This window comes from Rosenbergiella collisarenosi (assembly GCF_018494085.1).
GTDB classification, from domain to species: Bacteria; Pseudomonadota; Gammaproteobacteria; order Enterobacterales; family Enterobacteriaceae; genus Rosenbergiella; species Rosenbergiella collisarenosi.
This window is the reverse complement of record NZ_JABBFP010000004.1, coordinates 134,514-147,982: the sequence shown is the minus strand read 5'-3', so window position 1 is coordinate 147,982 and position 13,469 is coordinate 134,514. Positions and strand designations below refer to the sequence as shown.

Sequence of the window (13,469 nt, the reverse complement as noted above, 5' to 3'; positions counted from 1 at the left end):
GACCATGTTGCCACTCCCGTTAGCATTGACTCACCAAGCAGAATCCCGCGTGCAAGGGCAGATTACCTCTGCGGACCCTCTGTTTAACGTACTCGCCTTCAGCGATTTTGTAGCCGATAATTTGCAACAACACCCGGAGTGGCAGCAACGTCTGCTGGGTAGCCCCCCTTATGCGCAGGAGTGGCAACAGTATCGTCAGTGGCTGGAAGATCAGCGCACACCCGCAGAGACGGAGGCGCAAGTCATGCGCCGGTTAAGGTTATTTCGTCGTGAGATGTTGGTACGTATCGCGTGGATGCAGACCCTTATGCTTTCGACCACCGAACAAACACTACAGCAGCTCAGTGTGTTAGCCGAGCTACTGATTAGTGCTGCCCGCGACTGGTGCTGGCAGCAATGTTGTCAGGAAATGGGGACGCCTTGTAACGCGCAAGGGGAGGCTCAGCCCCTACTGATTCTGGGAATGGGAAAATTGGGGGGAGGGGAACTTAATTTTTCCTCTGATATCGACCTGATTTTTGCCTGGCCGGAAAATGGGGTAACGCAAGGAGGGCGGCGTGAGTGGGATAATGCCCAATTTTTCATGCGCATGGGTCAGAGGCTGATTAAATTACTCGACCAACCCACTATTGACGGTTTTGTTTATCGCGTAGATATGCGCTTACGGCCCTTTGGCGATAGTGGCCCACTGGTAATGAGTTTTGCGGCACTTGAGGATTACTATCAAGAGCAAGGCCGTGAGTGGGAACGCTATGCGATGGTGAAGGCGCGGTTAATGGGTGAGGAACAATCGTCTTATCACGAGTCGTTACGACAATTATTCCGGCCGTTTATTTATCGACGTTATATCGATTTCAGTGCCATCCAATCGCTGCGCACGATGAAAGGTAAAATTCATCGAGAAGTAAGGCGGCGCGGACTGAAGAATAATATCAAGCTTGGGGCCGGTGGCATCCGCGAGTGCGAGTTTATCGTACAGGTTTTTCAGTTAATTCGCGGTGGGCGAGAACGCAGCTTACAAAGTCAGTCTTTTCTAGAGGCGCTAACATCAATAGCGACTCTGGGCCTACTCCCTACCGAACAAGCGCAAGCCCTACATTCCGGCTACCTTTTCCTGCGGCGTATCGAAAATTTACTACAGAGCATTGGCGATCAACAAACTCAAACCTTGCCCGAAGACGACCTAAATCGGCAACGATTAGCTTGGGCGATGGGACGAGAACAGTGGCCTGACTTAGTTATAGACCTAGAGCAGGTAATGGGCGTGATACATGCCATCTTTGTCGAACTGATTGGTGAAGAAGAGTCATCGCCGGAGCAGCCAGAAAACCATTACCAACATTTATGGCTGGAAGCACCGGACCCCGAGGAGCTAGCGTTATTAACGCCACAACTGAGTGCAGACCAGCAGCAACAGCTACTCGCCTCGTTACAGCATTTTCAACACGATATAAATCGGCGTACAGTGGGCCCGCGCGGGCGTCAGGCGCTCGACCAATTGCTCCCGGTTATCTTAGCGCACGTCTGTCCACGCCTCGATGCCGCGGTGACGTTCTCTCGTCTCGCCGAAGTCTTACTCAGCGTCGCTAGCCGCAGCACCTATCTGGAACTCTTTATTCAATATCCCGGCGCGCTGCATCACTTAGTTCGACTATGCGCGGCGTCGCCGATGGTCGCGACTCAACTTGCTCGTCACCCGTTGCTGCTTGATGAGTTACTCGATCCGCAAACACTCTATCAACCCGCACCTAACAATAGTTATCGCGAAGAGTTGCGCGAGTACCTGTTGCGTATTCCTCAAGAAGATGAAGAGCAACAGGTGGAGGCACTGCGCCAGTTTAAACTCACCCAACAGTTACGGATCGCTGCTGCCGATATAGCCGGGACCTTACCGGTGATGAAAGTCAGTGACCATCTAACCTGGTTGGCAGAAGCGCTGCTAGAGGTAGTGGTATGGCAGGCATGGCAGCTGATGGTACAACGCTATGGCCGACCCAACCATCTTACCGAGCAACAGGGGCCGGGGTTCGCCGTGGTGGGATATGGCAAGTTAGGCGGCTGGGAGCTTGGGTATCGATCCGATCTCGACCTAGTCTTTTTACACGACTGCCCGCCGGATGCGGTGACGACGGGGGAGCGCAGCATCGAAGGCCGTCAATTCTATTTGAAGATGGCTCAGCGTATTATTCATCTGTTTAGCACCCGTACCGCATCCGGTATTTTATATGAGGTGGATGCGCGGTTACGACCTTCTGGCTCGGCGGGGATGCTGGTCACTACCTTTGAGGCCTTCGCGGATTATCAACGGCGAGAAGCGTGGACATGGGAGCATCAGGCCTTAGTCAGGGCGCGCACGGTAGTTGGCGATAGGGGATTAGACGAAAAATTCACGCAGATTAGGCAGGCTATCCTCTGCCAATCCCGTGACGATCACGCGCTCGCGACCGAGGTGATGCAGATGCGCGAGAAAATGCTAAAACACTTGGGCAATAAGCATCTGCCGATGTGGGACATCAAAGCGGATTTAGGCGGGATCACCGATATTGAATTTCTGGCGCAGTATTGGGTGTTACGCTTTGCCGCTGACTATCCTGACCTGACGCGTTGGACGGATAATGTGCGGATTTTCGATATTCTTGCACAGCGTTCATTATTGACCGAGCATCAGGCGCAAGCGCTGACGCATGCCTATATCACCCTGCGTGACACGCTGCACCACCTTGCGTTGCAAGGTGAGAATGGTGTGGTAGATAATAAAACGTTCCTTATCGAACGGGCTTTGACTCAGGATACTTGGCAGCAGTGGCTAAGCCGCGAGTAGGTAAGCGTTGATACCCGCGCCAATATTCTAAACAGGCTGTGATATGATAGGCGCGAACTATTACATCAATCTAGCTTGGAGTTGCTGGCATGAAGGTTTCACTGCCTGAATTTAATCGTGCAGGAGTATTAGTGATTGGCGATGTAATGCTAGATCGCTATTGGTATGGGCCGACACAACGGATCTCCCCGGAAGCACCTGTTCCTGTCGTTAAAGTTGACGAGGTGGAGCAACGTCCGGGAGGGGCGGCCAATGTTGCGATGAATATCGCCTCGCTCGGCGCAGCATCACGGATCATCGGCTTAACCGGCGAGGACGAAGCGGCGCAACAGCTACAGACGGCGCTGACCGAAGTAGGGGTGGATTGCCAGTTTGTTGCCTTAGCGACTCATCCAACCATTACCAAATTAAGAGTGTTATCGCGTAACCAGCAACTTATTCGTCTCGATTTCGAAGATGCCTTCGACCGGCAACACAGCGTGAAAATTGCTGAGCGTATGCCTCTTGCCCTCAATAATATTGGTGCGGTAGTGTTATCCGATTATGCCAAGGGTGCCTTAGCCGACATTCAGCCGCTAATTACTCAAGCGAGAGCCGCGGGTATTCCAGTATTAATCGATCCGAAAGGTCACGATTTTATGCGTTATCGCGGCGCAACATTACTCACGCCGAACCTCTCGGAATTTGAAGCAGTAGTCGGTAAGTGCCACTCAGAAGCGCAGCTGGTCGAAAAAGGGATGGATCTGCTGGAAAAGTGTCAGCTCGACGCCCTTCTCGTGACGCGCTCAGAACAGGGCATGACACTGCTACAGCCGGACCGCGCCCCCGTTCATCTGCCGACCCAAGCCCAAGAAGTCTTCGATGTAACCGGGGCAGGTGATACCGTGATTGGCGTGCTTGCCGCATCGATAGCCAATGGCTGTAGTCTTGAAGAGGCCAGTTTCCTAGCGAATACGGCGGCAGGGATCGTGGTAGGTAAGCTCGGCACGTCGACGGTCACGCCGATCGAGCTTGAAAACGCCTTACATGCTCGCCCCGAAGAGGGCTTTGGTATTATGACCAAGGCAACGTTGCAGCGAGCGCTTAGCGCGGCGCGTCAGCGTGGTGAAAAGATTGTAATGACCAATGGCTGCTTCGATATCCTCCACGCCGGCCATGTCTCCTATTTAAGTCATGCTCGTAAATTAGGCGATCGGCTGATAGTTGCCGTTAATAGTGACGCTTCTACCGCCCGACTTAAGGGACCGACTCGCCCAATAAACCAGCTTGAGAATCGCATGATTGTCCTAGGTGCATTGGGTGCCGTCGATTGGGTTATTCCCTTTGAGGAAGATACGCCGCAACAATTGATTGCCGAGCTATTACCAGATCTATTAGTGAAAGGGGGGGATTACCGCCCGGAAGAGGTAGCAGGTGGAGAAGAGGTTATCGCGAACGGTGGCGAGGTGCGCATCCTGAATTTTGAAGAAGGCTTATCGACAACGAACATCATCAAGAAAATCTCACAACCCTGATGCGGGTTATTCACGTCGCTCGGCGAGAGCGACGTGGAAAATATTAGTCTTTCTTTACTTCCGGTATAATCGGGGTTTCGCTGGAAACCTCAGCGGGACTCACTTCTTGCGGCTCACTACCTGCCGCTTGCTTGCCTTCGAGCGCATCAAGACGCTTTTCGAGTAAAGCCAGCTTTTCGCGTGTACGCACTAATACCTGGGTCTGTACATCGAATTCGTCGCGGTTAACCAACTCCATACGACTGAGCTGGGCTTGAAGTACCTGACGGATCTTCTTCTCGACATCGTCGCCAAGATTACGGATGCCTTGTGGTAAAGAGTCTTGAACTTGGCGGGCAATCTGTTCAATTTTTTTTGCGTCAATCATAATTATTTCCTGAGGTTAACGCCGGAGTAACAATGACACTTCGGGCGTGCAGGCGGTAAGTGATTTAAGTGTAATCGCTAATCTCTTAAGGATAAACCTAATTTCTGCACATGAAATGACAATTTTAGCAATTAGGGTTCATTGCGTAATAATTATTTTGCCGATATAGTGATTAAGCTTATTCTCAGGGCGGGGCGCAATTCCCCACCGGCGGTAAATCAGACTCTCTGAAAGCCCGCGAGCGCTTTATCCTGTTGGGATAAAGGTCAGCAGATCCGGTGTAAATCCGGGGCCGACGGTAATAGTCCGGACGGGAGAGGGTAAAGATACTGTTCCGATCACTTCGATCTCTGCTGTATTACTACGTCTAACGACGTCACTCCTATGCCCTGATTCTGGTAATTTTATTAATATATATAGGATTTTTTACCATGAATCAGAACACACTTTTATCTGAATTCGGCACGCCAGAACAGCGTGTAGAATCTGCTTTACAGGCACTTCGTGAACAACGAGGTGTGATGGTCTTAGATCACGAAGACCGTGAAAATGAAGCCGATATGATTTTCGCCGCCGAGACGATGACCGTCGAACAGATGGCTCTTACCATCCGTCATGGTAGTGGCATCGTCTGCTTATGTATCACCGAGCAACGTCGCCAGCAATTGGCCTTGCCGATGATGGTCGAGAATAACTCCAGTGCTTATGGCACAGGTTTTACCGTAACCATCGAGGCTGCGCAAGGCGTGACTACGGGTGTTTCTGCTGCAGATCGGCTGACAACGGTGCGTGCAGCGATAGCTGAACATGCCGTGGCCGATGATCTCAACCGTCCCGGTCATGTCTTCCCACTGCGTGCGCGCGAAGGTGGGGTGCTGACTCGTGGCGGACATACCGAGGCGACGATCGATCTGGTCAGATTAGCAGGCTTCTCACCTACGGGCGTATTATGTGAGCTGACTAACGATGACGGGACGATGGCCCGTGCACCCGAGGCGATTATTTTTGCTAAGCAGCATAATATGCCGGTCGTGACCATCGACGATCTCGTCGCTTGGCGTCAACGTTATGATCAACAGAAAGCGGTATAAACCCTACGCTTAATGTTTATCGCTATCGGCTCTCCGCTAAGTTTTAGCCTCGAGCCGGTAGCATAAGCCGCGTTCAGTTGAGCCTCGATATCCCTCGAATAATATCCTCGCGAGTGACGGGGGCAAGTAGATAATCGAGCCCGCCATCTAATAAAAACATGATGGTAATAAAAATAATAAAACTGAAGAAAAGATAGTTATTAATCATCATATCCCTAATGATTATTTTCTTTTGTTTCAGCGGTAATTTTTTTATAAAATGAAACTCGTCTGCAGATATTCTCCTTAACCAACGTTGAGTAGAGTCGTAATTTTTTATTTTCAGTAACTTTCTATACACTCCGGGTCGTGATCGTGTCCAGTATTTCAGAGGAAAATTTTCCTGCCAGTAGAAGATAGGATATCTCCCAAATCTCTTATGATAAGATTCATCTAGCTCTTTATAAAAACTCTCTCTTTTTTTATCCAATATATCGAAAGTGACAACTACCGATATAAAGGAGATACTTATTAGTATCTTACTTAGACTCATCTTGATTCTCGATAACACTATATAAAATATCACCTGTGGATTCTCCGAAATAAGCACCTACTTCTGCGCCGATTATGCTTAATCCGAGAAAGCAACCCATAGAACTCCAAGGACCTGTAAGAGTCATTGCCACACAGAGCGATGCTCCTTTGGCTGCTCCGGCTATTCCCCCTGCCATCCCTCCTGTAAACTTTCCTATCTCTCTAAATTTGGCCCGCTTACATTCATTCTCCCTGCCTATCGAGCAGGCATGATAAATTTCGTTCGCTGAATTAATCGCGCTAAACGCAATACCGACATAACCTGCAGTTTTCATTATACCGATTAACTTACCGGCTTTTTTTAGATGCGTTGCATAGCCAGGAATATCAGTAATACCCGATGTTTTCCAATGATGAACAATAGATTTGGAAGAAAGACGTAACGCTGATTTTATTTTTACATCTTGCGGAAGATTTAACACTTGGCGTAAAAATGACTTCTTAAGTAGAGTATCAAGCTCCGAAAAAAGGGCCCCTCGACGTAAGTAATAAGCCTCACCACCCAGCGCAGCATTTCCCACATAAGTAGATTTATAGAGTTGATCGATTTGATTTAAGATTTTGTTGATTCTGCTGAAATAGACTTCACCAGCCGTACCCGCTATCCCGACGCCTTGTGAACCGATCGATGAAAAATTTGAGAGAGTGGCATAATTTTTAAGAAAAAAGTCACTATTGACACCCTCTTTATCAACCACTTCTAGCGTAAGTTGGGCTGTCTTTTGTGCTGATATCAACTGAGAAATTTCTTTCTCATAAGGGGAGTCAGGGTCGGCAAGGAGTAAAATATTCCCTGCTTTGATTTGTTTATCACTTGGACCGTTTAATTTTCTAAATAACTCGATGGCTTTAAAAGGAGACTCGGTTGTAAATATCTCACTTTCTAATTGGTGTAAGGGTGCGTCACTTTTTACAATAGTAAAACCGAGCGTTTCTCTCTTCTCTATTAATGGATTACCATTAATTATCTTAACGCGAGCACTAGAATTTCCATCATCGTTAAAGGTGATGGTACAGAATAACTCCTTAATATTGATCAGAGTAGTACAGCGTACGTGCAGGGAGATACTGCCTGGGCGTATAGAACAAGCCCCCACGGAAAAACAAGAGCTTCCATCGGAAAACGTTTGGTCGCTTCCCCAATAACCTAGGTCGTCGTCGACCTCATCTTCTTCTCCATCTGTCCTGACCCACTCACAGAACTTAGTAAAGTAAGAGAAGGAGTCAGCGCTATCACCGGAAACACTTACTCCATAGTCTTTACACTCGCCGTAAAGAGAGTGCTCAGTATAGATTTTTAATACAATATCATCGCTATCGACCGCAGACGCAGTACTCGAGAAAGCTAGAGCTATGGAGGCCCTATGGCTCGCTAGTTCAATACTGAGAGTGGGAGGGGAATCGTTGAATTCATCGGGTTTATGATCAATGAACGACGCATCAGTGACTAAGGTCGTCGCGTAGCTGAGTGACTGACTCTCTCGCTCAAAATGACTATATTGATTGAAGTCACCGTAATTTTGGTCAGCGTCATAGTGGGCATCAAAAGAATCTTCTAATTCTTTTTCAATTTTATCTCGCTCAGAAATAAGCGCTGTAAGAGTTTCTTTTAATATTTCCAACTCTTCCGTATATCTTGGTGAGTCATGATCGTTTTTCTGAAACTCATCAATGCTATAATTTACATCAAATATTTTATTACTGATTTTCTGGCATTGATCACGTGCTTTATTTTCATTAAAGAAGTAGGTCGAGATATTGATGTCGAATCCTACGATCCCCTTATTGTTTGGATCCAGAATCGGTCTTTTAGTCATGTCCATAATCACTCCTTGATTGCCTTCCTCTTTTACCATTTGACGACAGAGTATTATGTTAATGAGATCTCAAATTAATACTCGGGCGTGCTCAGCGTCGTCGATACATAAAAGGTGGCCGATATTCAAATTTTTTGAAAATGATCATCATGGCTCGCTAGGTGTGTTTTTTATCCAGCAGCGTATCCTTGGCATAAATTCTTGTGAGAAGAGGAGTTATTATGACTCAACGTATGCCTGCACTGTTCCTAGGACACGGTAATCCGATGCACGCCATTCAAGAGAACCGTTATACCGAGGTCTGGCGCCAACTGGGTGAACAGTTACCTCGCCCCAAAGCCATCTTAGCGATCTCGGCACATTGGATAACCGAAGGTACGGCGGTGACGGCAATGGATCGGCCGAAAACGATCCACGACTTTGGCCGTTTTCCACAGGCGCTATTTGATGTTCGCTATCCGGCCCCAGGGGATCCGCAGCTAGCGCAATCGATCAAACAGCGTTTAGCCTCGTCAAATGTGACACTCGATCAACACTGGGGTTTAGATCATGGTACTTGGGGAGTTTTAGTGAAAATGTATCCTGAGGCAGATATCCCCGTTGTTCAACTCAGTTTGGATGCGGCCTTGTCAGCCGAAGAACATTACCAGCTGGGCAAACAACTTTCTGCACTGCGCGATGAGGGGATCTTACTGCTCGCCAGCGGCAATACTGTGCATAACCTAGCGATGGCGCGTTGGGGGGAGCAAGGAAATATCTATCCGTGGGCGGAGGCGTTTGATGGCTTGGTTAAAGAGGCGTTAAATTCTGCGACAGAGGATAGTCATCATCCACTCGTCGATTATCAGCAACTGCCCGATGCACAATTGGCTAACCCGACGCCTGAACATTTCCTCCCCCTATTATATATTATTGGGGCTGCACGGGCTGACGATACCCTTACTGTACCCGTTAGCGGAATGGATATGGGTAGTATTAGTATGACCAGTGTCTTAGTACAGTAATGAGGTGTCGATCAACGTTGGCAAGCCATTAATAGTCTTGCCAACGTTTTAATCAGTTATCCGCGAAAGGGATTACCTGATTGTGTTGTTGCGGACGAACTCACCGTTGAAGAGTGTGTCACTGGAGCAGCTGAACGTAGCGACGCTTGTTGCGTCTGCACAGGCGCAACGCCATCGGCACGATTATCTTGGACTGGATTATCCGGGGCAACGGCTTGCGGCGAGGTTGAAACGTCCTTGCCTAGGGTACTGTTAAGCGCGGTGATATCTTGCTCGTTAAGGGTGCCCAACGCGTATTTGATATTGATTTGGTTAATCAGATAGCCATAACGTGCATCGGAAAGCTGTTGCTTAGCATTGTACAGCGTGGTGGTGGCATCCAACACATCGACGATGGTACGGGTACCTACTTGGTAACCGGCTTCCATTGCATCTAATGAGCTCTGCGCGGAGACTACGGCCTGGCGGTAAGCATCGATGCTACTGATCGAGGCATTCACGTTGTTAAATGATGAGCGAACGGTTTGCACGGCTGAGCGGTGCGCACTTTCTAACTTTTCACTAGAACTCACAAAGCTATACTCAGCTTGTTTCACCTGCGAGGTCACCGAACCCCCACTATACAGCGGGATAGATAAGCTTACGCCTACTTGATTATTGCCACCAATAGAGTCTTGCGTGGTAGTAGTCGTGTGGGCGCGATAACCGTTATATTTGGTATTGGTCAGACCGGTTGAGGCATTGAGGCTCAAGGTCGGCATATGACCGGTTTCGTAATAACGAATTTGCTCGCGCGCTAAGTCTTTAGAAAGACGTGCGGAAAGCAAAGAAAGGTTATGGTTTTCAGCTTTAGTCAGTAGCGCATCGATCGGCTGTGGTCTTTCGGTTCTAAAACGATTGATATCGAGAGAGGAAAGGGAGAAGTAGCTATTGCCTGTTACCTGACGCAAGGCCTCCATTTTATTGTCGATATCATTACGCGCAGTGACTTCGCTCGCCAGTACGCTATCGTATTGCGCACGCGCATTCTGGACATCGGTAATTGCTACTAAACCAACATTAAAGCGCTGGGTAGTTTGGTCCAATTCGCGGTAGATCGATTGTTTCTGCGCTTCAACGTAGGAGAGCGTATCAATCGCATTTAACACATTAAAGTAAGCGGTAGCCGTATTTAAAATCAGATCTTGTTGCGCGACTTGGTAAGTCACATCTTGAATACCGGCGGTCTTCTCTTGCAGAGTCAGTTTACGCCACTTCGACATATCGAAAATGATCTGACTTAATTGTAACGAACCGCTCCAAGCATTAGAACGCACGCCACTGTTATCACGGTAGCCGCTGTTAAAGGCGTAATCGCCACCAAGGCCTAGCTGTGGCAGCAATGGGCTACGGGATTCATTAATTTTCTCAAACGCAGCATCACGATCAGCCGCTGCACTACGTAAATCAGGATTGGTATCACGTGCTTGTTGATAAACTTGTAATAAGTTCTCGGCATGGCCCAGATTACTGAAGCCAGCTAAGCTCAGACCAACGAGTACGGGGAGCAATTTTTTCATTTGCGTTCCTTTGTGTTGCAGCGAAATTGCAAAAATAAAGTTGTCAGGTCGAAAAATATGTCGAATTGTACCAGACAGACAGAATGAAATAAGTTGGCTGAACGTGCCTTAAACGGCGCATTAGCGTAAAATATTGCCTGAATAGCGCAGTTTTTTAGTGAAAATCGTCTTGGGTCGTTGGAACAACCCTATATCCGAGGTCTATTATATGTGCAAAAAGACAAAATCTCCCACCCAATTTACACGCGACGATGTTGAAATTTTGCACGAAGCACCCATGTATAAGGGATTCTTTTCAATAGTTAAATATCGTTTTCGTCATCGGCTCTATGCCGGAGGGATGAGTAAGCCTGTTGAACGCGAGGTATTTCAACGAGGCAAGGCGGTGGTTTTATTGCCCTATGACCCAGTTCGTGACGAAGTCGTGCTTATCGAACAAATTCGTATCCCTGCCTTAGAGAGCGGCAAAACACCTTGGTTACTAGAACTAGTAGCAGGCATCTGTGAACCAGGGGAGTCTAATGAGGCCGTCGCGCGGCGAGAGGCTAAAGAAGAAGCAGGGGTAGAGGTGGGGCGCATGAAGCCCCTACTGAGCTATCTATCCAGTCCCGGAGGAAGCAGCGAGCGATTAGCTGTTTTCATCGGTGAGGTTGATGCAACAAAAGCAGAAGGGAATCATGGGTTAGCGAGTGAGAATGAAGATATCTTAGTCAGAGTCGTCAGTCGAGAGCTTGCTTATCAGTGGGTCGAATCAGGTATCATCGATAATGCAGCGTCGATTATCGCGCTGCAGTGGCTCGCCCTGCATCATGAGCAAATACGTAATGAGTGGTTATCTCCATGAAACAGCAATACATCCCAAATTTTCCGGAAATGATGCGCCTCAACGAAACCAATTATGCGCAATTACGCAGGTTAATCCCTAAAGAAGAGGTCAGCGGCGCAGCGCTGACTTATCAAGTTAACGGTATCCAGTATCAAGTCGTTATCGAAGAGTCTACGCGCTACACCACTAAAGTGATGATTAAACAAGTCGCACCAGTGGTGAGCTACTGGCAATTACCGTCGATGTCGGTCAGGTTATATCATGACGCAATGGTTGCAGAAGTGTGTTCAACACAACAGATCTATCGCTTCAAAGCACGCTATGATTATCCGAATCGTAAACTGCATCAACGCGATGAAAAGCATCAAATTAATCAGTTTCTTTCTGAATGGTTACGTTATTGTCTGGTACAAGGTGTCATGGCGACGCCGTTGACTGAGATGTGAAACAATAGTGATTCCACAGCTGAAAAAAGGTGAGTTTTAGTGAATTCTTTAGTGCCAGAGATCGCTGATAATCAATGCATTCGACTGCTACAACTCACTGACATGCATCTGTTTAAAACTCAACAGGAAAGTCTCCTTGGGGTTAACACATGGCAAAGCTATCAAGCTGTTCTCAATGCGGTGCTGGCTGAGCGGCGTGATTTTGATTTAGTCCTCGCCACCGGGGATCTCGCTCAAGACCACAGCCCCGAAGCTTACCGTACCTTTGCCACAGGGATCCGTCAGCTAGACCGGCCCTGCGTCTGGTTACCCGGAAATCATGATTTTCAGCCCGCGATGGTAAATATGCTGGCCGACGAGGGAGTCTGTGAGCAAAAATCTGTCTTACTAGGTGAAAACTGGCAGCTTTTATTGCTCGATAGCCAAGTACATGGCGTGCCACATGGCCTATTAAGTGACTACCAATTACAGTGGTTGCACGATGCCCTCGCGCGCCACCCCCATCGTCACACGATCGTTTTTCTTCACCATCATCCCACGCCTTCAGGTTGCAGCTGGTTAGATACGCATAGTCTACGTAACCCTCATCAGCTAGCGGAAGTATTACAGCCTTATCCTCTGGCGAAAACGCTCGTCTGCGGTCATATCCACCAAGAGATGGATACGGTGTGGCTCGGACGACGAGTACTGTCTACGCCGTCGACCTGTGTGCAGTTTCGACCACAATGTAGCGGATTTACGATAGATAACGTGTCACCTGGATGGCGGTGGCTTGAACTCGGCCCTAACGGCGAAATTCATACAGAGGTACGGCGTCTGCCGGACACTCAATTTCAACCCGATTTCCATTCGGAAGGCTACTAGCGATGGCAACATTGTTATATCTGCACGGTTTTAACAGTTCACCACGATCGGGAAAAGCGACGCTATTCTCGCAGTGGCTCGGTGAGCATGCCCCCGAAATCGCCTTGTCGATCCCAGCTCTGCCTGCAACGCCTGAAAATATCGCCGAGTTTCTCGAGGCTCAATTGACACAATGTAAAGAGCCTCCTGTTGGAATTGTGGGGTCATCACTAGGCGGGTATTATGCGACGTGGTTGTCGCAGCGTTACCATGTTCCGGCAGTTGTTATCAATCCTGCAGTGAGGCCTTTCGAGCTATTATTGAATTTTTTAGGTGATAATCAGAATCCCTACACCGGACAAAAATATGTGTTAGAGTCTCGCCATATAGACGATTTAAAGACGCTACAGGTAGCGTCTTTAGTCGAGCCTGAATTGCTGTGGTTACTCCAACAGACGGGTGATGAGGTGTTAGACTACACCGAAGCCGTCACTTACTATTCAGCCTGCCACCAGACGGTTGAACCAGGAGGGAATCATGCTTTCCTCTCCATTGAGCGCCACTTTCCAGCAATAATCGAATTTCTTGGTTTAACGCGTTGTTAACCA

At 48.3% G+C, this 13,469-nt stretch carries 11 protein-coding genes and 1 riboswitch; of the genes, 8 read left to right on the top strand and 3 right to left on the bottom strand.

Features of this window, described 5'->3' with window-relative positions:
* The first annotated feature begins 4 nt into the window (after positions 1-4).
* Positions 5-2,821, top strand: a complete 2,817-nt coding sequence (gene glnE / locus HGT70_RS08545; RefSeq protein WP_214195595.1) for a bifunctional [glutamate--ammonia ligase]-adenylyl-L-tyrosine phosphorylase/[glutamate--ammonia-ligase] adenylyltransferase — start codon at positions 5-7, stop codon at positions 2,819-2,821.
* A gap of 89 nt (positions 2,822-2,910) precedes the next feature.
* The gene (gene hldE / locus HGT70_RS08540) at positions 2,911-4,335 is read left to right on the top strand and encodes a bifunctional D-glycero-beta-D-manno-heptose-7-phosphate kinase/D-glycero-beta-D-manno-heptose 1-phosphate adenylyltransferase HldE (protein ID WP_071432115.1); all 1,425 of its coding nucleotides are present in this window, start codon (positions 2,911-2,913) and stop codon (positions 4,333-4,335) included.
* Between the two features lie 43 nt (positions 4,336-4,378).
* Here hldE and ubiK read toward each other — a convergent pair whose 3' ends face one another.
* On the bottom strand, positions 4,379-4,702 hold the full coding sequence (ubiK, locus tag HGT70_RS08535) for a ubiquinone biosynthesis accessory factor UbiK (protein ID WP_071432113.1): 324 nt from the start codon (positions 4,700-4,702) through the stop codon (positions 4,379-4,381).
* Positions 4,703-4,878: 176 nt separating this feature from the next.
* Positions 4,879-5,028, top strand: a riboswitch (FMN riboswitch).
* 105 nt (positions 5,029-5,133) lie between these two features.
* On the opposite strand from ubiK, the gene ribB reads away from it, so the two are divergent.
* Entirely contained in the window at positions 5,134-5,793 is a 660-nt protein-coding gene (ribB, locus tag HGT70_RS08530) for a 3,4-dihydroxy-2-butanone-4-phosphate synthase (protein WP_071432111.1), read from the top strand.
* A 518-nt stretch (positions 5,794-6,311) separates the two neighbouring features.
* Here ribB and HGT70_RS08525 read toward each other — a convergent pair.
* A complete protein-coding gene (locus tag HGT70_RS08525; RefSeq protein ID WP_214195594.1) occupies positions 6,312-8,189 on the bottom strand; it encodes a hypothetical protein in 1,878 nt (625 codons plus the stop codon).
* Positions 8,190-8,404: 215 nt separating this feature from the next.
* Here HGT70_RS08525 and ygiD point away from each other — a divergent pair, with 215 nt between their 5' ends.
* The gene (gene ygiD, locus HGT70_RS08520; RefSeq protein WP_071432105.1) at positions 8,405-9,187 is read left to right on the top strand and encodes a 4,5-DOPA-extradiol-dioxygenase; all 783 of its coding nucleotides are present in this window, start codon (positions 8,405-8,407) and stop codon (positions 9,185-9,187) included.
* 56 nt (positions 9,188-9,243) lie between these two features.
* Here ygiD and tolC read toward each other — a convergent pair whose 3' ends face one another.
* A complete protein-coding gene (gene tolC / locus HGT70_RS08515) occupies positions 9,244-10,746 on the bottom strand; it encodes an outer membrane channel protein TolC (RefSeq protein ID WP_214195593.1) in 1,503 nt (500 codons plus the stop codon).
* A 208-nt stretch (positions 10,747-10,954) separates the two neighbouring features.
* Between tolC and nudF the strand changes: the two genes are divergently transcribed.
* Genes nudF through yqiA form a run of 4 tightly spaced genes read left to right on the top strand, consistent with a single transcriptional unit; the run spans position 10,955 to position 13,466 of the window.
* Entirely contained in the window at positions 10,955-11,590 is a 636-nt protein-coding gene (nudF, locus tag HGT70_RS08510; protein WP_071432101.1) for an ADP-ribose diphosphatase, read from the top strand.
* Positions 11,587-12,018, top strand: a complete 432-nt coding sequence (locus HGT70_RS08505; RefSeq protein ID WP_071432100.1) for a DUF1249 family protein — start codon at positions 11,587-11,589, stop codon at positions 12,016-12,018. Before nudF ends, HGT70_RS08505 begins: the two co-directional genes overlap by 4 nt.
* A 39-nt stretch (positions 12,019-12,057) precedes the next feature.
* Positions 12,058-12,882, top strand: coding sequence for a 3',5'-cyclic-AMP phosphodiesterase (cpdA, locus tag HGT70_RS08500; RefSeq protein ID WP_071432098.1), 825 nt, complete (start codon positions 12,058-12,060; stop codon positions 12,880-12,882).
* Positions 12,883-12,884: 2 nt separating this feature from the next.
* Positions 12,885-13,466 carry an esterase YqiA gene (yqiA, locus tag HGT70_RS08495; RefSeq protein WP_071432096.1) on the top strand — a complete coding sequence of 194 codons (582 nt, stop codon included), beginning with the start codon at positions 12,885-12,887 and terminating at the stop codon, positions 13,464-13,466.
* Positions 13,467-13,469 lie beyond the last annotated feature (3 nt).